Annotated in this window: 20 protein-coding genes; 14 read left to right on the forward strand and 6 right to left on the reverse strand. The window is 72.8% G+C overall.

The window, feature by feature from the left end:
• Positions 1 to 175: 175 nt before the first annotated feature.
• Complete coding sequence (locus N4G63_RS08360; protein WP_260787867.1) at positions 176 to 1,099, reverse strand: LysR family transcriptional regulator; 924 nt, start codon at positions 1,097 to 1,099, stop codon at positions 176 to 178.
• Positions 1,100 to 1,206: 107 nt separating this feature from the next.
• Between N4G63_RS08360 and argC the strand changes: the two genes are divergently transcribed.
• From argC to N4G63_RS08405, 9 genes are all read left to right on the forward strand, one after another.
• Complete coding sequence (gene argC, locus N4G63_RS08365) at positions 1,207 to 2,139, forward strand: N-acetyl-gamma-glutamyl-phosphate reductase (RefSeq protein WP_260787868.1); 933 nt, start codon at positions 1,207 to 1,209, stop codon at positions 2,137 to 2,139.
• Between the two features lie 209 nt (positions 2,140 to 2,348).
• Positions 2,349 to 3,107: a hypothetical protein gene (locus N4G63_RS08370; RefSeq protein WP_260787869.1), complete on the forward strand. Its 759-nt coding sequence runs from the start codon at positions 2,349 to 2,351 to the stop codon at positions 3,105 to 3,107.
• Between the two features lie 46 nt (positions 3,108 to 3,153).
• On the forward strand, positions 3,154 to 3,915 hold the full coding sequence (locus tag N4G63_RS08375; RefSeq protein ID WP_260787870.1) for an ABC transporter ATP-binding protein: 762 nt from the start codon (positions 3,154 to 3,156) through the stop codon (positions 3,913 to 3,915).
• The gene (locus N4G63_RS08380) at positions 3,912 to 5,120 is read left to right on the forward strand and encodes an ABC transporter permease (protein ID WP_260787871.1); all 1,209 of its coding nucleotides are present in this window, start codon (positions 3,912 to 3,914) and stop codon (positions 5,118 to 5,120) included. The genes N4G63_RS08375 and N4G63_RS08380 overlap by 4 nt, the downstream gene beginning before the upstream one ends.
• Before the next feature lie 12 nt (positions 5,121 to 5,132).
• Positions 5,133 to 5,894 carry an outer membrane lipoprotein-sorting protein gene (locus N4G63_RS08385; protein WP_260787872.1) on the forward strand — a complete coding sequence of 254 codons (762 nt, stop codon included), beginning with the start codon at positions 5,133 to 5,135 and terminating at the stop codon, positions 5,892 to 5,894.
• The gene (locus tag N4G63_RS08390) at positions 5,891 to 7,198 is read left to right on the forward strand and encodes a hypothetical protein (protein WP_260787873.1); all 1,308 of its coding nucleotides are present in this window, start codon (positions 5,891 to 5,893) and stop codon (positions 7,196 to 7,198) included. The genes N4G63_RS08385 and N4G63_RS08390 overlap by 4 nt, the downstream gene beginning before the upstream one ends.
• Before the next feature lie 58 nt (positions 7,199 to 7,256).
• Positions 7,257 to 8,396 (forward strand): sensor histidine kinase, encoded by a 1,140-nt coding sequence (locus tag N4G63_RS08395; protein WP_260787874.1) that lies wholly within the window; start codon positions 7,257 to 7,259, stop codon positions 8,394 to 8,396.
• A 100-nt stretch (positions 8,397 to 8,496) separates the two neighbouring features.
• A complete protein-coding gene (locus tag N4G63_RS08400) occupies positions 8,497 to 9,381 on the forward strand; it encodes a LytR/AlgR family response regulator transcription factor (RefSeq protein ID WP_260787875.1) in 885 nt (294 codons plus the stop codon).
• A gap of 45 nt (positions 9,382 to 9,426) precedes the next feature.
• Positions 9,427 to 11,265: a glutamine--tRNA ligase/YqeY domain fusion protein gene (locus N4G63_RS08405; protein ID WP_314599574.1), complete on the forward strand. Its 1,839-nt coding sequence runs from the start codon at positions 9,427 to 9,429 to the stop codon at positions 11,263 to 11,265.
• A gap of 74 nt (positions 11,266 to 11,339) precedes the next feature.
• On the opposite strand, the gene N4G63_RS08410 is transcribed toward N4G63_RS08405, so the two are convergent.
• Both N4G63_RS08410 and N4G63_RS08415 read right to left on the reverse strand, forming a co-directional pair.
• Positions 11,340 to 12,278 (reverse strand): tRNA dihydrouridine synthase, encoded by a 939-nt coding sequence (locus tag N4G63_RS08410; RefSeq protein WP_260787876.1) that lies wholly within the window; start codon positions 12,276 to 12,278, stop codon positions 11,340 to 11,342.
• 150 nt (positions 12,279 to 12,428) lie between these two features.
• Entirely contained in the window at positions 12,429 to 13,100 is a 672-nt protein-coding gene (locus N4G63_RS08415; protein ID WP_260787877.1) for a PEP-CTERM sorting domain-containing protein, read from the reverse strand.
• Positions 13,101 to 13,374: 274 nt separating this feature from the next.
• On the opposite strand from N4G63_RS08415, the gene N4G63_RS08420 reads away from it, so the two are divergent.
• The 3 genes from N4G63_RS08420 to N4G63_RS08430 all read left to right on the forward strand — a co-directional run bounded on the left by N4G63_RS08420 (position 13,375) and on the right by N4G63_RS08430 (position 18,347).
• Positions 13,375 to 14,097: a DUF1415 domain-containing protein gene (locus tag N4G63_RS08420; RefSeq protein WP_314599575.1), complete on the forward strand. Its 723-nt coding sequence runs from the start codon at positions 13,375 to 13,377 to the stop codon at positions 14,095 to 14,097.
• Positions 14,098 to 14,264: 167 nt separating this feature from the next.
• Entirely contained in the window at positions 14,265 to 15,158 is an 894-nt protein-coding gene (locus tag N4G63_RS08425) for an HDOD domain-containing protein (protein WP_260787878.1), read from the forward strand.
• 240 nt (positions 15,159 to 15,398) lie between these two features.
• On the forward strand, positions 15,399 to 18,347 hold the full coding sequence (locus tag N4G63_RS08430; RefSeq protein ID WP_314599576.1) for an ATP-binding protein: 2,949 nt from the start codon (positions 15,399 to 15,401) through the stop codon (positions 18,345 to 18,347).
• A gap of 64 nt (positions 18,348 to 18,411) precedes the next feature.
• On the opposite strand, the gene minE is transcribed toward N4G63_RS08430, so the two are convergent.
• The 3 genes from minE to minC all read right to left on the reverse strand — a co-directional run bounded on the left by minE (position 18,412) and on the right by minC (position 20,353).
• Positions 18,412 to 18,672 (reverse strand): cell division topological specificity factor MinE, encoded by a 261-nt coding sequence (gene minE / locus N4G63_RS08435; protein ID WP_260787880.1) that lies wholly within the window; start codon positions 18,670 to 18,672, stop codon positions 18,412 to 18,414.
• Between the two features lie 5 nt (positions 18,673 to 18,677).
• Positions 18,678 to 19,493, reverse strand: coding sequence for a septum site-determining protein MinD (minD, locus tag N4G63_RS08440; protein ID WP_260787881.1), 816 nt, complete (start codon positions 19,491 to 19,493; stop codon positions 18,678 to 18,680).
• A 65-nt stretch (positions 19,494 to 19,558) separates the two neighbouring features.
• Positions 19,559 to 20,353: a septum site-determining protein MinC gene (gene minC, locus N4G63_RS08445; protein WP_260787882.1), complete on the reverse strand. Its 795-nt coding sequence runs from the start codon at positions 20,351 to 20,353 to the stop codon at positions 19,559 to 19,561.
• Between the two features lie 258 nt (positions 20,354 to 20,611).
• Here minC and N4G63_RS08450 point away from each other — a divergent pair, with 258 nt between their 5' ends.
• Positions 20,612 to 21,097: an FKBP-type peptidyl-prolyl cis-trans isomerase gene (locus N4G63_RS08450; protein WP_443112014.1), complete on the forward strand. Its 486-nt coding sequence runs from the start codon at positions 20,612 to 20,614 to the stop codon at positions 21,095 to 21,097.
• Between the two features lie 158 nt (positions 21,098 to 21,255).
• On the forward strand, positions 21,256 to 21,717 hold the full coding sequence (locus N4G63_RS08455; RefSeq protein WP_314599577.1) for a DUF4148 domain-containing protein: 462 nt from the start codon (positions 21,256 to 21,258) through the stop codon (positions 21,715 to 21,717).
• The last annotated feature ends 83 nt before the right edge of the window (positions 21,718 to 21,800 follow it).

The raw sequence follows: 21,800 nt of genomic DNA on the forward strand, positions 1-21,800 counted from the left end.
TCCTGTCTGCTTCATCGCGGGAGGCGCCAGCATGAAGCAGCGGCTGCCTGCCTGGCATCGTCGACTCTGAGGAAACGCCAGCGTGCGTGCACCTGGGGCGGTTGAACGCGCTGCATGGCCCCAGGCAACGCCCGTCCGCCCGTCCGCCAGCCCGTCTACCCATCCCGCTGCGCCGTCAAGCCGCAGCGTCAGGCAGCCCCGCCGCCGTCGGCAACTGACGCAGCGCACTGAGCACCTGCGCCACCAGGCCGTCGCCATCGTCGTCGGCCCGCCAGGCCAGGCCCAGCGGGCGCCACAGCGCTGGCTGCAGGGCACGCAGTTGCAGGCGCGGATCAGCCGGCGCATTGCCCGGCGGCGCGCCGCCATCGGCCGGCAGCAGCGAAGCGCCATAGCCCGCCGCCACCAGGCTGCGGATGGCGTCGTTGTAGTTCAGCGCAATGCGCGGCTGCGGCCGCTGGCCGGCTTGCGCAAACCATTCGGTGCACAGGCGCGAGAGGTGGGTGCTGCCGTCATTGAGCACCAGCGGCTGCGCGGCCAGCCAGCCGGGCGTGACCGGATCGGGCGCATCCCAGGCGGCGGGCAACACGGCCAGCACCGGGTCTTGCCGCCAGGGCTCGATCTGCAGGCCGGCGCCGGGCGGCTGCGGCAGCGCCACGATGCCCAGGTCCAGCCCGCCGCTGGCCAGGCGTGCCAGGGTTTCGGCCGAGGTCAGCACCTGCACCTGCACGTCGATGCCCGGGTGCGTGGCGGCCAGGGCCTGCAGCGCCTGCGGCAGCAGCTGGGCGATGGCGCCGGTGCTGGCGCCCAGGCGCACGCGGCCGGCGTGGCCGGCAATGTGGCGGCGCACGGCATCCAGCGCGGCATCGGCGCTGTCCAGCAGGCGGCGGGCATGCTCGATCAGCAGCGCGCCGGCGCCGGTGGGCGTTACCGACGGCCGGCCGCGGCGCAGCAGCGGCGCGCCCAGGCGGCCCTCCAGCTCGGCCACATGCAGCGTGACGGTGGGTGGCGCCAGGTGCAGGGCCTGGGCGGCGGCGGCAAAGCTGCCCAGTTCGGCCACCGTCACCAGGGTGCGCAGGCGGTCGAGGTTGAATTCGCGCATGGCTGTTGATTCATGAAGTCTGAATCTCGAGTTTGCAAGATTCAACTTGTCTGATGCAAGCGGGCTCGCGAGCATGGCGGCTTCTGCCATTCAAGCCACTCCACCCCATGCCGCCTCTTGTGTTCATCGACGGTGACCAGGGCACCACCGGTCTGCAGATCCGCGCCCGCCTGGCCGGCAGGCGTGACCTGCGCCTGCTGAGCCTGCCCGAGGCCGAGCGCAAGCAGCCCGAACGGCGCGCCCAGGCCCTGAACGACTGCGACATCGCCATCCTGTGCCTGCCCGACGACGCCGCGCGCGAGGCCGCCGCCTGGGTGCGCCGGCCCGGTGTGCGCCTGATCGACGCCAGCTCGGCGCACCGCACCGACCCCGGCTGGACCTACGGCCTGCCCGAGCTGTGCCCCGGCCAGGCCGCGCGCATTGCCGCCTCGCCGCGCATCAGCAACCCCGGCTGCTACCCCACCGGCGCGCTGGCCCTGCTGCGGCCGCTGGTGGATGCCGGGCTGCTGCCGGCCGACCACCCGGTGAGCATCCATGCCGTGTCGGGCTACTCGGGCCGCGGCCGGGCGGGCATCGAGGCGCATGAGGCGCCGGCGGCCGGTGAGCCCGCGCCGCCGCCGTTCCAGCTGTACGGCCTGGCCTTGGCGCACAAGCATGTGGCCGAGATCCAGCAGCATGCCGGCCTGCGCGAGCGGCCGTTTTTCGTGCCGGCCTATGGCGCCTTTCGCCAGGGCATCGTGCTGACCGTGCCGCTGCACCTGCGCCTGCTGCCCGCCGGCACCACGGTGGCCGCGCTGCACGCGGCCTTGCAGGCCCGCTACGCGGCCACGCCGCGGGTGCAGGTGCTGCCGCCGGCCGAAGCCGCGGCGCTGGCGCATCTCGACCCCACGGCGCTGAACGGCAGCGACGACCTGCGCCTGGCCGTGCTGGCCAACCCGGCCCACGGCCAGGTGCTGCTGGCGGCGGTGTTCGACAACCTGGGCAAGGGCGCGGCCGGCGCGGCGGTGCAGAACCTCGATCTGCTGCTGCACGGCGCCTGAGGCGCGCGCCGGTGCCTGGCCGGCCGCACCCGGCCGCATCCGGCCTCACCCGGCCGCCTCGGCTCGGATTGCCCCGCCCCGCCCCGCACCGCTCCCCGCCCCCCGGCAACGCTTCGCGACGCGCAGCGGCTTTTCGTCGCAGCCCGGCTGCGCCGGCCTGCCGGGGCCGACACCATGCCGGCATGTCATCCAACCCCAGGGAGCCGAACATGCCGACCAACCGCAGCAGCAGCAACACCGATTCAAGCCCGCGCCGCGCCTTGCTGAGCCTTGCCGCCACCTCGCTGGTGGCGCTGGCCTCGGGCGCGGTACTGATCAGCGCCACGGTCTGCGTCCAGGCGCAGCAGACGGCCGGCACCACAGGCGCGACCACCGCCGCGGCCACCACACCCACACCCGCAGACAGCGACGGCGGCTTTGCCGCGGCCTTTGCCCGCTTCAGCGCCGCCAAGCCCGGTGACGAGGCGGCGATCGAGGCCGCCACCGCGCAGTTCAACAAGCTGCTGGCGGCCGCCCCCACCGACCCGGTGCTGCGCGCCTATGCCGGCGCCAGCACCTCGATGCGCGCCACCACCACCTTGCTGCCGTGGAAGAAGATGGGCCATGCCGAGGACGGCCTGGCGCTGGTCGACAAGGCGCTGGCCCAGCTCGGCCCGGCGCACGATGCGCCCAGCCACCTGGGCGTGCCGGCGGTGCTGCTGGTCAAGTTCACCGCGGCCAACACCTTTCTGGCGATGCCGGGCATGTTCAACCGCGGCGAGCGCGGCCACAAGCTGCTGGACGATGTGCTCAAGAGCCCGCTGTTCGAACCCTCGCCGGCGCCGTTCAAGGCCACCGTGTGGCTGCGTGCCGGCCAGCAGGCCGCCACCGACCAGCAGCCCGCCCTGGCCCGCCAGTGGTACGAGAAGGCCGCCGCCAGCAGCACGCCGCAGGCCGCCGTGGCACGCAGCCGGCTGCAGGCGCTGTGATGCGCCGGGCCCCACACGCCGCGCGCCCGTGCCACCGGGAGCAGGCATGAGCCGCGCCGCGCCACCCCCAGGCGCCAATCCCGCAGCGCAAAGCGCGCAGGCTCGCCCGGCAGGCACCGTGCTGTGCCTGCGCGGCGTGCACAAGACCTACCGCCTGGGCGCCCATGTGGTGCCGGCGCTGCAGGGCGTGGATCTGGACGTGGCGCCGGGCGAGATGCTGGCGCTCACCGGCCCCTCGGGCAGCGGCAAGAGCACCATCCTGAACCTGGCCGGGCTGGTGGACCGCGCCGATGCCGGCACGGTGACCCTGCATGGCCCGCAGGGTGCGGTGGACGCCGGATCGCTGGACGAGACCGCCGCCACGCTGCTGCGCCGCGACGCCATCGGCTTCGTCTTCCAGAGCTTCAACCTGGTGCCGGTGATGACCGTGGCCGAGAACGTCGACTACCCGCTGTTCATCGCCGGCCTGCCGGCGCCCGAGCGCCGCCAGCGCGTGGCCGAGATGCTCGAGGCCGTGGGCCTGCACGCGCATGGGCACCACCGGCCCGATGCGCTCTCGGGCGGCCAGCGCCAGCGGGTGGCGATTGCCCGTGCCCTGGTCAAGCGCCCGGCGCTGGTGATTGCCGACGAGCCCACCGCCAACCTCGATTCACGCACTGCCGACCAGGTGCTCGACCTGATGCGCGAGCAGGGCCACCGCCACCGGGCCGCGTTTCTGATCGCCACCCACGACGAGCGCCTGCTGGCGCGCTGCGACCGCCGCATCCGCCTGCTGGATGGCCGCATCCTGGAAGGGGAAGCCGCATGAAATGGTTGAAGTTCGCGTGGCACAACACGCTGCGCAACCCGCGGCGATCGGCCGTGACGGTCAGCATCGCGGCACTCGGCACGGCGGCCATCTTGCTGGCCGGCGGCTTTGCGCTGTTCACCTACCGCGGCCTGGCCGAGATGTCGGCGCGCGCCACCGGCCACCTGATCGTGGCCCGCGCCGAGCAGTTCAGCCGCGATGAAGACACGCCGCTGCAGCACGGCCTGGACGGCGCCGAGGCGCTCAAGCAGCAGCTGCTGGTCGACGACGCGGTGCGCCAGGTCTTGCCGCGCGTCGAGTTCTCGGGCCTGATCAGCAATGGCGACAAGAGCACGGTGATGATGGCCACCGGCATCGACCCCGATGCCGAGTTCGCGATTAAGGGGCCGTTCCTCCAGGTCAAGGCCGGCAAGGTGCTCAGCTCCGACCAGCGCCTGCACGTGATGCTGGGCGAGGCGCTGGCACGCAGCCTCAAGGCCACGCCGGGCAGCAGCCTCACGCTGCTGGCCAGCACCACCGAGGGGGCGCTCAATGCGCTGGATGTCACCGTCACCGGCGTGGTGTCCACCGGCATCCCCGAGATGGACAAGCGCCTGGTCTACACCGATGTGGCCACCGCCCAGAAGCTGCTGGTGACCCAGCGCGTGTCGAGCCTGGGCGTGTTTCTCAACCGGATGGACGCCACCGATGCCACCCAGGCCCGGCTGCGTGCCCGGCTGCCGCAGCTGGCGGTGCAGACCTGGGTCGACCAGGCCACCTTCTACCGCAGCGTGAAAGACCTCTACAACCGCATCTTCGGTGCGCTGGGTCTGATCATCGGCGTGATCGTGGTCTTCGTGGTCACCAATGCCATGGCCATGGCGGTGATCGAGCGCACGCGCGAGATCGGCACCCTGCGGGCGCTGGGCACCCTGCCCGGCCAGCTGGTGCGCAGCTTTGCGCTGGAAGGCCTGCTGCTGGGCGGCATGGGCGCCCTGGCCGGCGTGCTGGTCTCGCTGGGCATCACCGTGGCGCTGCTGGTGTTTCCGGTGCAGATGCCGCCACCGCCCGGCCGCAGCAGCGGCTACCCGCTGCAGATCGCCTTCGACGGCCCGCTCTACGCCCTGACGCTGGCCGCCATGCTGCTGCTGGCCACCCTGGCCTCGGCACTGGTGGCACGCCGCACCGTGGCCAGGCCCATCGTCGACGCCCTGGCACACACCTGATCGGGCCCCACCATGAAGCAAACCCTCTCACTCAGCCTGGCCGCCCTGGCCATGGCCCCGGCCCTGGCCAGCCCCGACGTGGCCACGCTGCTGAAGGCTGCCGACCGCTACCGCGGCGGCGGCGACGCGCTGCAGGTCGAGACCCAGGTCAACACCTTCCAGCGCGACGGCACGGCCGACAAGGAACGGCGCTACACCGTGTTCGTGCAGCCCGGCCGCAAAAGCCTGGTGCTGATGCGCTCGCCGGCCGAGGCCGGCCAGAAGGTGCTGATGCTGGGCGACGACTTCTGGCTGCTGCTGCCCGGCAGCCAGCGCCCGGTGCGCATCACGCCCTCGCAAAAGCTGCTGGGCGATGCCTCCACCGGCGACATCGCCACCCTGAGCTGGGCCGACGACTATGCCGGCCAGCTGGCGGCCGAAGGCCGCTGCCCGGCGCCCGACGACAAGAAGCCCTGCCTGCAGCTGGCGCTGAACGCCACGCGCAAGGGCGTGAGCTACCAGCGCATCACGCTGTGGATCGGCAAGGCGCGCCACGAGCCGGTGGCGGCCGACCTCTATGTGCAGAGCGACAAGCTGGCCAAGCAGGCGCGCTTCGTGATGGACCAGCCGGCATCCGTCACCGCGGCGCCCACGCAGGTGAGCGAGATGGTGCTGCGCGACCAGCTCAGCAACCACAAGGAGACCCGCGTGCGCTACCTCTCGCGTGCCAACCGCCAGGTGCCCGAGACCTGGCTCAACCCGATGTTCCTGGCCAAGAACCCGGCTCTCGAATGAGCCGCCGCTCACCGTGCCTGCTGGGCCTGGCGCTGTGCGCCGGCACGCTGCCGGCCCTGGCCAGCGAGGCGCCGGTGGCCCACCACCCCGACAGCGCCGCCGAGATCACGCTTCGCGCCGATGGCCGCACGCCCGGCGGCCACGGCCCGCTGGCCACCGCCCAGGCCCTGGCCCCCGGCACCGCCGCGCCGGTGACCGATGGCCTGGCGCTGCAGGCCGAACTGCGCCATGCGCTGCGCGGCCGCCTGGGTGGCCACGGCCTGGCCCTGCAGGCCAACGCCTTGCTGGCGCATGAGTGGCGGCGCCAGCGCAGCGCGCGCGGGCACAGCCGGGTCAACGAGCTGCAGGCCAGCCTCGACCTGGGCGCCTGGCAGCTGGCGGCCGGCAAGAAGGTGCTGGGCTGGGACGTGGGCTACGGCTTTCGCCCCAACGACGTGGTGCAGCAAGAAGAGCGCCGCACCCAGTTTGGCCAGACCCCCGAGGGCCGGCCGCTGCTGATGGCCGAGCACTTTGGCGCCGACACCGCGTGGTCCTTCGTCTGGGCCAACCCGCAGCGCTGGAACGTCGCCCCCGAGCAGCAGCGCGGTGGCCGCGAAAGTGCACTGGCCGCACGCTGGTATGGCCGCCAGGGCAGCTGGGACCTGCACGCCCTGGCCCGCCAGGGCCGCCACACCGGCAGCAGCCTGGGCGCCGCCGCCGCCTGGGTGGCCACCGACGCGCTGGAGCTGCACGCCTCGGCCCGCCTGCTGCAGCGCCACGACGGCTGGCGCCAGGCCGCGGCCGCGCCCGATGCGCTGCTGCGCCACAACCCCTGGCAGCGGGCCACGCTGGGCCGCGCCAGGCAGTGGCTGATCGGCGGCCAGTGGACCGGCGAGCTGCAGCAAAGCCTGATGGTCGAAGCCTGGCACGACGGCAGCGCGCTGCCCGATGCCGCCTGGGATGCCTGGGCCAACCGCAACCAGGCCCTGGCCGCCTGGGCCACACGCCCGGGCCTGCCGGCCGAGGCGCTGGCCGGCGCCGCCGGCAACCTGGCCTGGCAGGCCTCGCCCTTTGACGCCGCCAGCCTGCGCCGCGACAACCTGTTCGTGCGCCTGGCCTGGCAGCCCGGCCCCTGGCAACTGACGCTCGACACCCTGTGGCAGCCGGCCGACCGGGGCCGCATCGTCACCGCCGGGCTGCAGTGGCAGGGCGACCGCCTGCGCCTGAACGCCAGCTGGCGCCAGTACGGCGGCCCCGGCAGCGCGCTGCTGGCCCAACTGCCGACGCGGCGCAACGCCTTGCTGGCGGCCTCGATGGCGTTCTGACGCGCGCCGCCGCACCCGACAATCCGCCACCGATGACCTGGCCCCCGTGACGCCACCGATGCCGACCCCCAGCACCCCGCCCAAGACGCCCCAACCCGAGCTGCCCAGCCGCAGCAGCGTCGCCGACCCGGGCCCGTGGTGGCTGCGGCTGGCCCGGCGCGGCCTGGTCAACCTGTGCCTGTGCCAGTTCGTCACCGCCATGATGTGGCTGATGCCGGGCAGCAAGGGCGAGCTCTGGCACATCGCGGTGTACGCCAACTGCATCGGCATGCTGTGCTGGCTGTTCATCGACGGCGGCCGCAAGCTGATGATCGCGCAGTGGCCCGCCCTCGACCCGCGCGACACCGGCTGGCCCGGCAAGGCCGGCATCGTGTTCTGCGTGCTGGCCGGCACGGCAGCCGGTTATGCGCTGGGCACGCTGGCCGGCGATGCGGTCACCGGCCTGTCGCTGCACAAGTCGTTCAGAAGCCTGCAGCCGGTGCTGATGAGCCTGCTGGCCGCCGTGGGCGCCACGCTGTTTTTCTACCAGCGTGAGCGCGCGGCGCGGCAGCAGGCCGCCGCCGAGGCCGCCCAGCGCCTGGCCAGCGAAACCCAGCTCAAGCTGCTGCGCTCGCAGCTCGAGCCGCACATGCTGTTCAACACCCTGGCCAACCTGCGCGTCCTGATCGGCCTGGACGCCGAGCGCGCCCAGGCCATGCTCGACCACCTGATCGCCTACCTGCGCGCCACGCTGAACGCCTCGCGGGCCGACCGCCATGCGCTGGCGGCCGAGTTCGAGCGCGTGGACGACTACCTGGCGCTGATGGCCATCCGCATGGGCCCGCGGCTGAGCGTGCAGCTCGATCTGCCGGCCGAGCTGCGCCCGCTGCCGGTGCCACCGCTGCTGCTGCAGCCGCTGGTCGAAAACGCCATCCAGCACGGCCTGGAGCCGCACCTGGCCGGCGGCTGCATCCGCGTCAGCGCCACGCGCATCCACACGCCGCAGGGCCCGCGCCTGTGCCTGCGGGTCAGCGACAACGGCGCCGGCCTGCCCGCCAGCGAGCAGCCCGCGGCCACCGCCGGCACCGGCTTCGGCACCGGCCAGGTGCGCGAGCGCCTGGCCAGCCTGTTTGGCGACGCGGCCCAGTTCACGCTGGGCCCGGGCGCCGATGGCGGCACCGATGCCACGGTGCTGCTGCCCTGGCCCGCGCCCGGCTGAGAGGCCCACCCGCCAACCCGCCCAGCTGCCCATCTGCCCATCTGGCCACTGGCACGACGCCGGCCACCCTCGCCAAACTTCCGCCACGCCACGCCTTGCCATGCCTGTCACCGCCCTGATCGCCGAAGACGAACCGCTGCTGGCCGCCGGCCTGCAGGCCGAGCTGGCGCGCCTGTGGCCCGAACTGCGGCTGCTGCCCGCGGTGGGCGACGGCGCCGCTGCGGTGCAGCAGGCCCTGAGCGAGCAGCCCCGGCTGTGCTTTCTCGACATCCGCATGCCCGGCCTCAGCGGGCTCGAGGCCGCGCAGGCGCTGGCCGAGGAATGGCCGGCCGCCGGCCCGGGCGTGGCGCCGTTTCCGCTGCTGGTGTTCGTCACCGCCTACGACCAGTACGCGCTGGCGGCCTTCGAGGCCCAGGCGGTCGATTACCTGGTCAAGCCGGTGCAGCCACAGCGCCTGGCGGCCTGCGTGCAGCGGCTGCAGCAGCGGCTGGCCGCCGAGGCGGCGCCGGGCCCAGCCACCGCCGCAGGCACGGCTGCGGGCACAGCCGCTGGAACGGCCGGCGCCGACGCCACCGCGCCGGCCGCCGCGGGGCTCGAGCAGGCCCTGCAGCAACTGCGCGCCCTGCTCGGTGCCACGGCACCGGCCGCCGGCAGCCAGCCGCGGCTGAGCGTCATCCAGGCCGGCGTCGGCAGCACCGTGCACCTGGTGCCGGTGGACGAGGTGCTGTACTTCGAGGCCGCCGACAAGTACCTGCGCGTGGTGACCGCCGAACGCGAGCACCTGATCCGCCTGTCGCTGCGCGAACTGCTGCCGCAGCTCGACGCGGCGCAGTTCTGGCAGGTGCACCGCAGCCTGGTGGTGCGCGCCACCGCCATCACCACCGCGCAGCGCGAAGACAGCGGCAAGCTGCTGCTCACGCTGCGGGGCCGGACCGAGAAGCTCAGCGCCAGCCGGCTGTACGCCCACCTGTTCAAGGGCATGTAGGCGGCACCGGCTCCTAGAATCAGGGTTTTGCCCTGGTCCCGACCGATGTCCGCCACCGACAGTGCCCCCAAGCCCGCCAACTTCCTGCGCACCCTGATCGAGCGCGAGCTGCAGGACGGCGTCTACGCCCAGCGGCAATGGGGCGGCACGCCGGGTGACGCGGCCCACCACCAGGCCGGCCCGGCCGACCCCGCGGCCGTGCGCCTGCGCTTCCCGCCCGAGCCCAACGGCTACCTGCACATCGGCCATGCCAAGAGCATCTGCCTGAACTTCGGCCTGGCGCGCGACCACGGCGGCGTGTGCCACCTGCGCTTTGACGACACCAACCCCGAGAAGGAGGAGCAGGAGTACGTCGACGCGATCATCGAGATGGTCCGGTGGCTGGGCTGGGACTGGAACTTCCAGGGCACCGAGCACCTGTACTGGGCCAGCGGCTACTTCGACTTCATGTACCGCGCCGCCGAGCGCCTGATCGAGCGCGGCCTGGCCTATGTGGACGAGCAGACGCCCGAGGCCATGCGCGCCAACCGCGGCGACTTCACCACGCCCGGCACCGACAGCCCGTTCCGCAGCCGCAGCGTGGCCGAGAACCTGGCGCGCTTTCGCGAGATGCGCGACGGCAAGCATGCCGACGGCGCCATGGTGCTGCGCGCCCGCATCGACATGGCCTCGCCCAACATCAACCTGCGCGATCCGGCCCTCTACCGCATCAAGCACGCGCACCACCACGCCACCGGCGATCAGTGGTGCATCTACCCGATGTACACCTATGCGCACCCGATCGAGGACGCGCTGGAGAACATCACCCACTCGATCTGCACCCTCGAGTTCGAAGACCAGCGCCCGTTCTACGACTGGCTGCTGGCGCGGCTGAGCGAGCCCGCCACGCTGGCCGATGGCCGCCAGCTGCCCGGCCTGCTGAACGCCCCGGCGCCCAAGCAGCACGAGTTCGGCCGGCTCAACCTGACCTATGTGGTCACCAGCAAGCGCAAGCTCAAGGCCCTGGTCGACGACGGCCATGTGCAGGGCTGGGACGACCCGCGCATGCCCACGCTGGCCGGCCTGCGCCGGCGCGGCTACACGCCGGCCGCCATCCGCAAGATGGCCGAGGACACCGGCGCCAGCAAGTCCAACATCTGGATCGACTACAGCGTGCTCGAAGGCACCCTGCGCGCCGACCTGGAAGGCCAGGCCGCCCGCGCGATGGCCGTGATCGACCCGCTGCCGCTCACCCTGACCAACTGGGCCGAGCTGTACGGCGCCGAGCACCGCGAGCCCTGCGGCGCGCCGGCCCATCCGCAGCTGCCCGAGCTGGGCCAGCGCAGCTTCTCGCTCGGCCCCGAGCTGTGGATCGACCGCGACGACTTTGCCGAAGTGCCGCCCAAGGGCTTCTTCCGGCTCTATCCGCCGCGCAGCGACGCGGCGGGCGTCACCACACCGGGCAACAAGGTGCGGCTGAAGTACGGCATGGTGGTCGAGTGCACCGGCTGCGAGAAGGACGCCGATGGCCGCGTCACCCGCGTGCTGGCCAGCGTGGTGCCCGACACCAAGAGCGGCACGCCCGGCGCCGATGCGGTCAAGGTCAAGGGCACCATCACGTGGGTGGGCCGGCACGACGGCATCGCCGCCGAGCTGCGCCTGTTCGACCGCCTGTTCACGCTGGCCCAGCCCGATGCCGGCGACGGCAACTACCTCGACGCCCTCAACCCGGCCAGCAAGACCGTGGTCACCGGCTATGTCGAGCCCTCGCTGGCCGTGGCGCCGGCCGACACGCGCTTGCAGTTCGAGCGCCACGGCTACTTCGTCACCGACCGCAAGGATCACCAGGCCGGCGCGCCGGTGTTCAACCGCATCACCACGCTGAAGGACAGCTGGGGCAAGTAGCGCCCAGGCCGATCCGCGGCGGCTGCCGGCTTGCGTGCGAGGCGGGCAAGCCGGGGCCGGCTTCAGCCCCGTTTCTAGGCGTCAGCAGCGAACAGCAAGGCCTCGACCTCGCGCGTGTCGTTGACCGTGCGGATGCGCTCGTACAGCGCCTGCGCCTGCGGAAAGCGCCGCCGCAGCAGGTTCAGCCACTGCTTGATGCGGCCGGCGCGGTGGCGCGCATCCACATGCAGGGCCACGCGCTGCCAGTAGCGCCACAGCAGCGGCGGCACCGCCGCCCAGTCGGGCGCCTGCTCGGCGCCATGGCGGATGGCCAGCGCCAGGCCGGGGTCGGCCACCATGCCGCGGCCCAGCATCAGCGCCTGGCCGCCCGATTCGGCGCGGCAGCGCAGCGCGTCAGCCACGCTCCAGATCTCGCCATTGGCCACCACCGGCAGGCCCGGCACGGCGGCGCGGATGTGGGCGATGCGGTCCCAGTAGGCCGGCGGCTTGTAGCCCTGCAGCTTGGTGCGGCCATGCACCACCAGCTCGCTGGCACCGGCCGCGGCGATGGCGCGAGCCACATCGAGCATGGTGTCCTCGTCGCGGTTGCCCAGGCGCATCTTGGCCGACACCGGCACGCCAGCGGGCACGGCGCGGCGCACCGTGGCCACGATCTCACCCACCAGCTCGGGCTCGTCGAGCAGCACCGCGCCGCCGCGGTGGCGGTTCACGCACTTGGCCGGGCAGCCGAAGTTCAGGTCCACGCCCTCGGCGCCCAGTTCGGCCAGGCGCGCGGCGTTGTCGGCCAGCACCGCCGGCTCGCTGCCCAGCAGCTGCGCGCGCACCGGCACACCGGCCGCCGTGCGGCTGCCGCTCAACAGCTCGGGCATCACGCGCAGGAACACGCGGTCGGGCAGCAGCCGGTCGGTGACGCGGATGAACTCGGTGACGCAGCGGTCGATGCCACCCACTCGGGTGAGCGCATCGCGCAGGCTGTGGTCGAGCAGCCCTTCCATGGGCGCGAGAAGAATCATGGGCGCGCAGTGTAGGCACTGTGCGCGCCGCGCGCCGCCACGCGCCGCCGCACGGGGCGGCGCGCGGGCGGGCCAGGTGGCCGGGCGGGCGGGTGGCGGCTCGCCGGGCGGGCCTCGGCGCCCTTGCCTGCGCCCTTGCTAACGCCCTTGTTAACGCCCCTGCCGGTGCCGGCGCAGCAGGCCCAGCGCCAGCAGGCCGGCCGCCAGCATGGCCGGCGCCGAGGGCTCGGGCACCGCGTTCAGCTGCAGCTCGAACTGGTAGGCATAGGGGCCGGCGCGCGCCGTCTCCTGCACCCACAGCGTGTAGCTGCCGGCGCCCAGCGGCGGGCTGAAGCCGCTGCTGCCGTTCAGCGGCACGGCCAGGTCGTCCAGGATGTCGCTGCCGCGGTCGGCCAGCCCGTAGATGCGGTAGCCCAGCAGGCCGGCGGCGCTGCCCGGGCCCAGGGTCGGGTCGATGGCGATGCCGCGGCCGGCGCCCAGCCCCAGGAACGAGCCGTTGTTGCCCACCGTGGTGGCCAGGCCCACGCGCAAGGCGCCCAGCACATGGCCCGCCGGCACGGTGAAGCTGATGTAGTCGCGGTCGACCCCGGCGGCCACCGAGTTGCCCACGCTGCCGCTGAGCAGGTTGCTGCCATCAACGCCCCAGGTGAGCGCCCAGTCGGTGGGGTTCAGCCAGTTGCCTGAAAAATCGCCCGCGGTGGCCTCGTCCAGGCTGGCCGCCTGTGCGCCGGCGCTGGCCAGCAGCAGCAGCACGGCCAGGGCCGCGGCGCGGTGTGCCCCGGGCCTGGCGCCCGCCATCGTCGATGAAGGTCTGGTGAACATGTGGCCCGTCTCCCTTGCACCGGCTGTCTGGCTGCCGCGCCCGCGCCGGTGCCGGGCCACGCCTGCGCGCAGCACCCCGCCACCCGCAGGCGCGTTGTACAGGCCGCGTTGCCTGCACATTCACTCACAGGTGCCTCGAACTAGGGAGCCGCACAATGCCGGGCCGCACCGGCTGCCGGGCCAGCGCGGCCACCCCGCGCCACCCCGCGCCTCGCCGCCCGCACCGCCCGCCCGCACCGCCACCGAAGCCCAGCCCCCTCGCCGCCGCACCGCCATGCCCATCACGCCCTCTGCCTTGCCGGCCCAGCCCGCCGACGCACCAACCGACACGCCAAGCAACACGCCGCCCGATGCCGCACGCGTGCTGGCCGAAACCCGCGCCTGGATCGACCGGGCGGTGATCGGCCTGAACCTGTGCCCCTTTGCCAAGGCGGTGCAGACCAAGGGCCTGATCCGCTACGTGCACACCGGCGCCACCGACACCGACGCCCTGGCCGAGGTGCTGATCACCGAGCTGCAGCGCCTGGCCGAAACGCCGGTGGACACGATCGAGACCACGGTGCTGGTGCATCCGCAGGTGCTGCAGGCCTTCGACGACTACAACGACTTTCTCGACGTGGCCGATGCCGCCGTCAGCGCGCTGGGCCTCGACGGCGTGCTGCAGGTGGCCAGCTTCCATCCCGACTACCGCTTTGCCGATGCGCCGGAAGACGACATCTCGCATGCCACCAACCGCTCGCCCTGGCCCACGCTGCACCTGATCCGCGAGAGCAGCATCGACCGCGCCGTCGAGGCCTTCCCCGAGGCCGAGACGATCTACGAGACCAACATCGACACGCTGCGTCGCCTGGGCGCGGCCGGCTGGGCCGCCCTGCAGCAGCAGTGCCGCGACGATGCCCGTGCCGCGGCCGGGCCGTCGCAAGCCGGCAGTGCGTCCAGCGCTGCAGGCAGCACCAGCTCACCCGCCGCGCCCGCTGCGCCCGGCCCGGCCGGCTGACCGGTTGTGGGCCCGCGAGCGGCCCGTCCAGGGCGCCCAGAGCGTCCGGCCCGGCCTGGGCGTCCGGCGCGGCCTGGGCATCCAGGGCGGCCAGGGGCCCGCGCAGGTCAGCGCTTCAGTTTGCGCGGCCGCGGCCGATAAGCCGACCAAGCCCGAACCTGGACGCCATGAGCCCCCCTGCCGCCACCGCTGCGCCTCGCGCCACCACCGCCGCCGTGCAGGACGAGATCGACCGCGCGCGCCGCAGCGGTCCGCTGCAGCACATCACGATCCCGCCCTGCCCCACGCTGCTGCTGCGGCTGAAGGACGCGCTGGCCCCGCGCGAGCCCGATCTGGGCGAGGTGGCGCACATCGCCTCGCACGACGTGGCCATGTCGGCCGCGCTGATCCGCCTGGCCAACAGCCCGGTGCACGGCAACGGCCATGCGGTGTCCACCGTCGGCCAGGCCATGACCCTGCTGGGCCTCGACGAGACCGCCCGGTCGATGACCGAGTTCCTGGTGGCCAAGGCGCTGCCGGTGCGCAATGCCCAGCTCGACCGCTTCTGGGAGCGCTCGCGCCGCCGCGCGGTGGCCATGGCCTTCATCGCCCGCCAGCTGCCGGGCCTGCCGGTGGATGTGGCGCATGCCCACGGCCTGTTCTGCCATGTCGGCCTGCCGGTGCTGCTGCAGTGCGTGCGCGGCTACAGCGCCACGCTGATGGAGGCCGACATGCGCCACGACCGCAGCGGCCTGGCCACCGAAAACGCCAACCACCGCACCGACCACGCCGTGACCGGTGCGCTGGTGTGCAAGCTGTGGCGCTTCTCGCCCACCCTGGTGGCCTCGGTGCGCCTGCACCACGAGCTGGCCCACCTGGGCGATGGCGGCGCCGACAACGAGGTGCACACCCTGGTGGCGGCCGGCCTGGTGGCCGAGCACCTGATGCGCCGCGCCGAGCAGATGCCGCCCGACCGCGACTGGCACGACCATGCCGGCACCGCGCTCGACTGGCTGGCCGTCGGCGCCGACGAGCTTGAAGGGTGGGAAGACCAGCTGCAACCGCTGTTCGACGCGGCCTGAGCGCCGCCCAACAGCCGGCGTGTGACCGAGTCGGCAGTGTCACGACGGAACGGTTCGACACCGTCTGTAAGGGATGCTCGACTGGGCCCTGACGCGCATGGACAGCCGGTCATGGCGGCGCCCAGAATGACCCCGAGCCTTGCCGCTCAGCGGCCGCACCGCTAATCCGGAACCACAGCGTCCACCGGGGCAACGACAACGCGGCGGCAGCGCGCGGGCCGTTGGGAGTGGTGTCGTCGCATGTTCTCGTCCGCCAGCCTGCGCTTGAAGCTCACCGCAGTGATCGGCCTGATGGGCCTGGTGGCGGCGCTGACGCTCAGCCAGTCGGCCAGCCTGCTCAACGAGCGGCAGATCGAGACCGACCAGCAGCGCCTGCTGGCCAACACCGCCCGCAGCCTGGCCTCGCAACTGGCCCAAGACCTCGATGCCCGCGCCGGCGAGCTCACGATGCTGGCCGAGCTGGAGGCCCTGCGCAACCCCACCGCCAGCCCCGAGCAGCGCCGCCAGCTGCTCGAGGCCGTGCAGCGCAGCCACCCCGAGCTGGCCTGGATCGGCCTGACCGATGCCCAGGGCCTGGTGCTGGCCGCCACCGGCGGCATGCTCGAGGGCGCCAACGTGGCGCACCGCGACTGGTTTGCGCAAGGCCTGCGCGGCCTGCACTTCGGCGATGCCCACGAGGCCATGCTGCTGGCCCGGTTGCTGCCACCGCCCCGCCCGGGCGCCGCGCCGCTGCGGCTGCTCGACCTGGCCACGCCGGTGCGCGGGCCCGGTGGCCTGAGCCAGGGCGTGCTGGCCGCCCACCTGAGCCTCGACTGGGCCGCCCAGCTGCACGGTCGGCTGACCGAGCGCCTGGCCGCCGACCGGGTGGAGCTGCTCATCACCAACCACCAGGGCCAGCTGCTGGTGGGCGGGCCGCTGGGCACGCCCTTCGTGGCCCTGGCCGCGGCCTCGGCGCCAGCCGGCAACACGAGCACCGGGCTGCAGACCGCCGCGCAGGCCCTGGCCGCCGCGGCCAGCCAGCCACAGGCCCTGCGCTACACCGACCGCCTGGGCCGCCCGCTGCTGGGCATGGTGGTGGCGGGCCAGGGCCATGGCCGCTTTCCCGGCCTGGGCTGGCGCCTGGTGGCCAGTGCCGACGAGGCCCAGGTGTTCGCCCCCGCGCAGCGCCTGGCGGCGGTGATGCTGGGCCTGGGCGTGCTGTGCGCACTGCTGTTTGCGGCCCTGCTGTGGACCGTGCTCGGACGCCTGCTCGAACCCCTGCGCCGGGTGGGCCATGCCGCCGAGCAGGCGCGGCTGGGCGCGCTCGATTCCCCGATCCCGGTGCCGCCCGGCCAGGGCGAGGTGGCGCGTTACGCGCGCTCGCTGGTGGCGCTGGTGCACGACCTGCAGCAGCGCAACCTCGAGCTGCGCCTGGCCGGCCGGGTGATCGACAAGAGCGCCCAGGCCATCGTGGTGTGCGGCGCCGATGGCCGCGTGCTCACCGTCAACCCGGCCTTCGAGACCCTCACCGGCCAGCGCCCCGATCAGGCGCCCGGCCGCCCGGTGCTCGAGCTGCTGGGCCAGGGCCTGGCCGAGGGCGTGCAAGCCCGGCTGACGGCCCAGCTGCAGACCCGGCACGACTGGTCGGGCGAGCTGGCGCTGCGCAGCGCCGACGGCCGCGACTACACCGCCTGGCTCAGCCTGCATGCGCTGCACGACCGCGCCGGCGCCATCAGCCACCGCATCGTGGTGGTGGACGACATCACCGAGCGCCAGCACAGCGCGCTCGAGCTGGCCCAGCACCGCCACCACCTCGAGGCGCTGCTGGTCGAGCGCACGGCCGCGCTGCGCCTGGCCAATGCCGAGCTTGGTGCTGCACGCCAGGCGTCCGAGCGCGCCAGCCAGGCCAAGAGCGAGTTCCTGGCCAGCATGAGCCACGAGATCCGCACGCCGCTCAACGCCATCGTCGGCATGAGCCACCTGCTGTCGCGCAGCGGCCAGCCGGGCGACGCGCGCCAGCCGCAGCTCGACCGCCTGCAGGCCGCCAGCATGCACCTGCTGGCGCTGGTGGACGACGTGCTCGACTTCTCCAAGATCGAGGCCGGCAAGATGCAGTGCGAGCACGCCGCGTTCGCGCTGCACCAGGTGATCCAGCAGGTGCACGACATGCAGGCCGATACCGCCGCGCGCAAGGGCCTGGCGCTGGTGATCGACCTGCAGCCGCTGCCCGCGCGCTGCATGGGTGACGCCACTCGGCTGCGCCAGGTGCTGCTGAACTTCGTCGGCAATGCGGTCAAGTTCACCGAGATCGGCCAGGTGCGCCTGGAGGGCCACACCGTCTACCAGGATGCCCAGCGCAGCGTGGTGCGCCTGGGCGTGGTGGACACCGGCCCCGGGCTCGACGCGGCGCAGCAGCAGCGCCTGTTCCAGCCTTTCGAGCAGGGTGCGGCCGCCATGCCCGCAGGCGGCACCGGCCTGGGCCTGGCCATTGCGCGCCGGCTGGCCCGGCTGATGGGTGGCGACGTGGGCGTGTACAGCACCCCTGGTCGTGGCAGCCGCTTCTGGATCGAGTTGCCGCTGGGGGTGGCCGCCCCGGCCCCGGCGCCCAGCCTGGCCGCAGCGCTGCCGGCCCCGGCGCAGCTGTGGTCGGCGCCACCGCCCGGCGGCGCCGCGCTGCTGCCCATCGCCACACCGGCCGCCGGCGAGGCCGAACGCCGGCTGCGCCAGCGCCAGGGCGTGCGCGTGCTGCTGGCCGAGGACAACGCGGTGAACCAGGAGGTCGGCGTGGCCCTGCTGCAGGCCGCCGGGGTGACGGTGGACGTGGTCGACGACGGCGCCGCGGCCGTGCTGCAGGTGCAGCGCCAGCGCTACGACCTGATCCTGATGGACATGCAGATGCCGGTGCTCGATGGCCTGGCCGCCACGCGCCAGATCCGCGCACTGCCGGCCGGCACCCACACACCGATCCTGGCCATGACCGCCAATGCACTCGACGAATCCACCCAGGCCTGCCTGGCCGCCGGCATGAACGGCCGCGTGGCCAAGCCGGTGGAGCCCGAGATGCTGTACGCCGCCGTGCTGCGCTGGCTGCCCGCCGAAGGGGCGGATGAGGCGCAAGAGGCCACCGACCCGGCCGCCGACCCGGCCACGGCCGGCGCGCTGGCGGCCGTCTCACGCAGCACGGTGCAGCCGGTCACCGCCACTGTGTGAGGCGTTCAGCGTTGTTTTGCGGCGCGGGCCGATGGCGGCGCGGCGCGTCACCGTGGCCTGCAGCCTATTTCGCGCCGTCGGGCAGCTCGATCTTGACTTCGAGCACCTCGAGGTTGTCCTGGCGCTCCAGGCTCACCTTGATGTCATCGGGCGAGATCTGCACGTACTTGCTGATCACCGCCACCAGGTCTTTCTGCAGATCGGCCAGGTAGTCGGGGCGCCGGCCCAGACCCGAGCGCTCGTGCGCCAGGATGATCTGCAGGCGCTCCTTGGCGACGCTGGCCGACTTCTTCTTCTCGCCGAGCAGGAAGGACAGGAACGACATGCCGCTCACCTCCCGCCGAACAGACGCTTGAAGAAGCCGGGCTTCTCGGCCTCGGTGAAGCGCAATGGGCGCTCCTCGCCCATGAAGCGCGCCACCACGTCGAGGTAGGCCTCGCTCACGTCGCTGCCCTTCAGGTGCACGGCCGGCGTGCCCTGGTTGCTGGCGTCGAGCACGCTGTGGCTCTCGGGGATCACGCCGATCAGCGGGATGCGCAGGATCTCCTGCACGTCCTGCAGCGACAGCATCTGGCCGTCGAGCACGCGGTTGGGGTTGTAGCGGGTGATCAGCAGATGCTCCTTCACCGGCTCGCCGCCCTCGATGGCGCGCTTGGTCTTGCTGCCCAGGATGCCCAGGATGCGGTCGGAGTCGCGCACCGACGAGACCTCGGGGTTGGTGACCACCAGGGCCTCGTCGGCAAAGTGCATGGCCATCAGCGCACCGGTCTCGATGCCGGCCGGCGAGTCGCAGATGATGTAGTCAAAGCCCTGGGTGCCCAGGTCGTTGAGCACCTTCTCCACGCCTTCCTGGGTGAGCGCGTCCTTGTCGCGCGTCTGGCTGGCGGCCAGCACGAACAGGTTGTCGCAGTGCTTGTCCTTGATCAGCGCCTGGCTGAGGTTGGCCTCGCCCTGGATCACGTTGATCAGGTCGTAGACCACGCGGCGCTCGCAGCCCATGATCAGGTCGAGGTTGCGCAGGCCGACGTCGAAGTCGATCACCGCCGTCTTGAAGCCCTTCAGTGCCAGCGCCGATGCAAAGCTGGCGCTGGTGGTGGTCTTGCCCACCCCGCCCTTGCCGGAGGTGACGACGATGATCTTGGCCATCGGGTGGTGTTCCTTGTGCGTGAAAGTCTGTGGTGAGGGTCAGGCGGCCGGCGTGATGGCCGGGCTCAGACCGAAAGGGGGTCGACCTGGATGCGCTCGCCGTCCAGGCGCACCACCGCGGGCTTGGCCCACACCGCCGGCGCCAGCGGCGTCTCGATGGTGCGGTAGATGCCGGCGATGGACACCAGCTGCGGCTCGAGGCAGGTGCTGAAGATGCGCGCCGTGGTGTCGCCGCGCGCGCCGGCAATGGCCCGGCCGCGCAGCGGCGCGTAGACATGGATGTGGCCGTCGGCAATGACCTCGGCACCGAAGCTCACCACCGCCAGCACCACCAGATCGCCACCGCGGGCATAGACGCGCTGGCCCGAGCGCAGCGGCTTGTCGAGCACCATGGTCGGCGCGCCGGTGGCGGCGGGCACCTCGCGCAGCACCTCCACCTTCTTGAGCACCTCGACCTCGCGCACCACTTCACGCACCACCTCGCGCACCTGCACCTCCTGGTGCATGGTGGGCAGCTCGGCGGCACCGTGCGGCGCGGCGTCCAGCGCCTCGGCCAGGCCGGCGGCGCGTGCCGCGCGGGTTTGCGCCGCGCTGCCGCCCTGCACCGCGATGGGCACCAGGCGGTGGCGGCGGATGGCCGGCAGCAGCGCGGCGAAATCGATGCGGGCGCCGCTGTCGCGCAGCGGGCTCAGGTCGATGACCACCGGGTCGTCGTCGAACAGACCCGGCGTGTCGGCGAAGCGCGCGTCCAGCGCCTGGGTGAGTTCGGCCACGTCGGCCGTCTGCAGACGCAGCGCGGTGAGCGTCCAGGCGGTGCTCTTCAGGTCGAACGCAGCTTTGGCCGGGGCGGCAGAGGGCATGGGGCGGGAGTGGTGCGCCAGGCAAGGCGCAGGCGATGCAAGGGCAGATGAAACAACGCGCCGGACGTCACGGAAATCCGTCACGGCCGAACGCCACCGGCAAGTGTATCCGCCGGCCGCCGCCGCATCGGCGTGGCCCGGGCGGTGGCCGGCGCCGGCATGCGGTGCGGTGCGGTGCCGAGCGCAGGCCGGGCGATGCGATGATCGCGCCCGCCACGGCCGGCCCTCCGGCCGGCCCCGACGATGGAGCCCTATGCCATGACCATGACCATGACTTCCCGCATCCTGCCCGCCACCCTGTGCCTCGCGGCCCTGAGCACGCTGCTCGGCGCGGCCCCGGCCCCGGCCCATGCCCAGGCACCGACGCCGGCCGCCGCGCCCGCCGCCACCAGCACCAACGGCAGCACCGTGACCACGCAGACCGGTCTGGTGATGCACACGCTCAAGGAAGGCAGCGGCGCCAGCCCTGCCGCCACCGACATGGTCAGGGTGCACTACCGCGGCACCTTCCCCGACGGCAAGGAGTTCGACAGCTCGCACAGCCGCGGCCAGCCGGCCGAGTTTGCGCTGAACCGCGTGATCCCGTGCTGGACCGAAGGCGTGCAGCGCATGAAGGTGGGCGGCAAGGCCAAGCTCACCTGCCCGCCGGCCATCGCCTACGGCAGCCGCGGCGCCGGCGGCGTGATTCCGCCCGATGCGACGCTGCACTTCGAGATCGACTTGCTGGGCATCAAGGGCCGCTGAAGCCCGGGCTTTGCCGCCGTTGCGCCAGCGCGACAGCGCCGGTCGCCGAAGGGCCGGCGGGCATAATTCATGGGCTGCTGTGGTGGCGACGGGCCCAACGATCCGCGTGATCGGCACCCGGGTCAACGGCCAGCGCCTGGCGCGCGTTGCTGCAAGCAGTGTTCGACGTGACAGTCACGGCGAGCCCGCCGGGATCGTCCCGGCATCGGTGGCATGTCCACAGTTCGAAACCACAGTTTGAGGAAGAAGCCATGAAGAAATCGCTGATCACCCTGTCCGCCGTCATCGCCGCCGTGTTCGCCAGCCAGGCCGCCATGGCCCAGGAAGCGCCGAAGGCCCGCGCTGAAGTCAAGAAGGAAGCCGCTGCTGCCGAGAAGGCCGGCACGCTGCCCAAGGGTGAAGACGCTGGCGCCAAGGACGCGGCCAAGTCGACCAAGGCCCGCGCCGAGGTGAAGAAGGAAGCCGCGGCCGCCGAGAAGGCTGGCACCGCCCCCAAGGGTGAGGGCGCTGGCGCCGTCGAGAAGCCCAAGTCGACCAAGGCCCGCGCCGAAGTCAAGAAGGAAGCCGCGGCCGCCGAGAAGGCTGGCACGCTGCCGGTCGGCGAAGCCACCAAGAAGTAATTCGCCAGCGTTGGCGGGTGCCCGCGGGCGCCCGCCCCCCAGGCCACGCGGTGGCACTGCGGAAGCGGTGCCACCGCGTTGTG

This window comes from Aquabacterium sp. OR-4 (assembly GCF_025290835.2).
Classification (GTDB): Bacteria; Pseudomonadota; Gammaproteobacteria; order Burkholderiales; family Burkholderiaceae_C; genus Pseudaquabacterium.

What these genes read in the sequence shown, in the direction of transcription:
- minC (WP_260787882.1), bottom strand. Translation starts at nt 20,353, where the DNA reads ATGCCCTCTGCCGCCCCGGCCAAAGCTGCGTTCGACCTGAAGAGCACC.
- N4G63_RS08385 (WP_260787872.1), top strand. Translation starts at nt 5,133, where the DNA reads ATGAAGCAAACCCTCTCACTCAGCCTGGCCGCCCTGGCCATGGCCCCG.
- N4G63_RS08370 (WP_260787869.1), top strand. Translation starts at nt 2,349, where the DNA reads ATGCCGACCAACCGCAGCAGCAGCAACACCGATTCAAGCCCGCGCCGC.
- N4G63_RS08360 (WP_260787867.1), bottom strand. Translation starts at nt 1,099, where the DNA reads ATGCGCGAATTCAACCTCGACCGCCTGCGCACCCTGGTGACGGTGGCC.
- minE (WP_260787880.1), bottom strand. Translation starts at nt 18,672, where the DNA reads ATGTCGTTCCTGTCCTTCCTGCTCGGCGAGAAGAAGAAGTCGGCCAGC.
- N4G63_RS08395 (WP_260787874.1), top strand. Translation starts at nt 7,257, where the DNA reads ATGCCGACCCCCAGCACCCCGCCCAAGACGCCCCAACCCGAGCTGCCC.
- N4G63_RS08430 (WP_314599576.1), top strand. Translation starts at nt 15,399, where the DNA reads ATGTTCTCGTCCGCCAGCCTGCGCTTGAAGCTCACCGCAGTGATCGGC.
- N4G63_RS08380 (WP_260787871.1), top strand. Translation starts at nt 3,912, where the DNA reads ATGAAATGGTTGAAGTTCGCGTGGCACAACACGCTGCGCAACCCGCGG.
- N4G63_RS08415 (WP_260787877.1), bottom strand. Translation starts at nt 13,100, where the DNA reads ATGTTCACCAGACCTTCATCGACGATGGCGGGCGCCAGGCCCGGGGCA.
- N4G63_RS08425 (WP_260787878.1), top strand. Translation starts at nt 14,265, where the DNA reads ATGAGCCCCCCTGCCGCCACCGCTGCGCCTCGCGCCACCACCGCCGCC.
- N4G63_RS08390 (WP_260787873.1), top strand. Translation starts at nt 5,891, where the DNA reads ATGAGCCGCCGCTCACCGTGCCTGCTGGGCCTGGCGCTGTGCGCCGGC.
- N4G63_RS08450 (WP_443112014.1), top strand. Translation starts at nt 20,612, where the DNA reads ATGACCATGACCATGACTTCCCGCATCCTGCCCGCCACCCTGTGCCTC.
- N4G63_RS08410 (WP_260787876.1), bottom strand. Translation starts at nt 12,278, where the DNA reads ATGATTCTTCTCGCGCCCATGGAAGGGCTGCTCGACCACAGCCTGCGC.
- argC (WP_260787868.1), top strand. Translation starts at nt 1,207, where the DNA reads ATGCCGCCTCTTGTGTTCATCGACGGTGACCAGGGCACCACCGGTCTG.
- N4G63_RS08420 (WP_314599575.1), top strand. Translation starts at nt 13,375, where the DNA reads ATGCCCATCACGCCCTCTGCCTTGCCGGCCCAGCCCGCCGACGCACCA.
- N4G63_RS08400 (WP_260787875.1), top strand. Translation starts at nt 8,497, where the DNA reads ATGCCTGTCACCGCCCTGATCGCCGAAGACGAACCGCTGCTGGCCGCC.
- N4G63_RS08405 (WP_314599574.1), top strand. Translation starts at nt 9,427, where the DNA reads ATGTCCGCCACCGACAGTGCCCCCAAGCCCGCCAACTTCCTGCGCACC.
- N4G63_RS08375 (WP_260787870.1), top strand. Translation starts at nt 3,154, where the DNA reads ATGAGCCGCGCCGCGCCACCCCCAGGCGCCAATCCCGCAGCGCAAAGC.
- minD (WP_260787881.1), bottom strand. Translation starts at nt 19,493, where the DNA reads ATGGCCAAGATCATCGTCGTCACCTCCGGCAAGGGCGGGGTGGGCAAG.